Below are 973 nucleotides of genomic sequence, written 5' to 3'. Positions count from 1 at the left end.
CGTTGGGCATGAACTTCACGTTCGGATGCGGCCAGTCGGTGCCCCACAGCACCCGGTCGGGCGCCGCCTCGACCAGCTTGCGGGCGAACGGGACGACGTCGTCGAACGGCGCGCCCGTGGCCGTGGCCCGCTCCGGGCCGGTGATCTTCATCCAGCATTTGTCGTCGGTTCGCAGGAGCTCGACCAGGGCCTTGAAGCCGGGCTGCTCGACGCCGGCCGCGGCCTTGACGGCCCCCATGTGGTCGATGACGTAGGGGAGCGGCAGCTTGCGCAGCATCGGCAGGAAGGTATCGAGCTTCTCGGCCTCGATGTAGAGGTCGACGTGCCACCCGAGCCCCTTGATCTGGTCGACGACGCGATCGAACACCCGCGTGTCGGGGGCGTTGCGCAGGCGGCTGAGGAAGGTGAAGCGGCAGCCCTTGAAGCCCGCCTTGTCCAGCGCTTCGATCTGCTTGTCGGAGAGCGTGTCGTCGATGGTGGCGACGCCGCGATAGTTCTTCGGGTCGCTGGCGATGGCGTCGACGACGATGGTGTTGTCGGTGCCGTAGATGGTGGCGTTGACGAACACGGCGCGCTGCGCGCCCAGCGTCCGCTGCAGCGCCCGGTAGGTCGTCAGCGGCGCCTCGGGCGGCGTGTAGGAGCGGGCGTCGGAGTACGGATACGTCGCGATCGGCCCGTAGATGTGCATGTGGGTGTCGACCGTGCCGGCCGGCAGCCGGAACGCGGGAGTCCGCGGGTGCGGATCGGGACCCGGCACCGCGGGGGCCTTGGCGGTGGCGACCGGGCCCTCGGCGGCGCGGCCGGAGGAAAGCGGGCTCAACTGCATGGCGACCGTCCAGCTTGCGAGCGTCGTCAGGGTGTCTCGACGCGTGATCATGGCACTCTCCGCGACCTGATGAAGATGATTTCGCTTCGGGAAGTCTCTCGGCTCGTCTGCCGCCTGCGGCCGTCGTGCGTGGCGGCCGCAGGCGGG

1 protein-coding gene is annotated in these 973 nt (G+C 69.5%); it reads right to left on the bottom strand.

Features of this window, described 5'->3' with window-relative positions; translation table 11 throughout:
• A partial coding sequence (locus CH341_RS31540; RefSeq protein ID WP_111423682.1) for an amidohydrolase family protein occupies positions 1-877 on the bottom strand: 877 nt, incomplete at its 3' end.
• Between the last annotated feature and the right edge of the window lie 96 nt (positions 878-973).

The sequence above is a fragment of the Rhodoplanes roseus genome, assembly GCF_003258865.1.
Taxonomy (GTDB): Bacteria; Pseudomonadota; Alphaproteobacteria; order Rhizobiales; family Xanthobacteraceae; genus Rhodoplanes; species Rhodoplanes roseus.
Note: the sequence above shows the minus strand (reverse complement) of the source record. Positions and strands in the feature narration are given on the sequence as shown.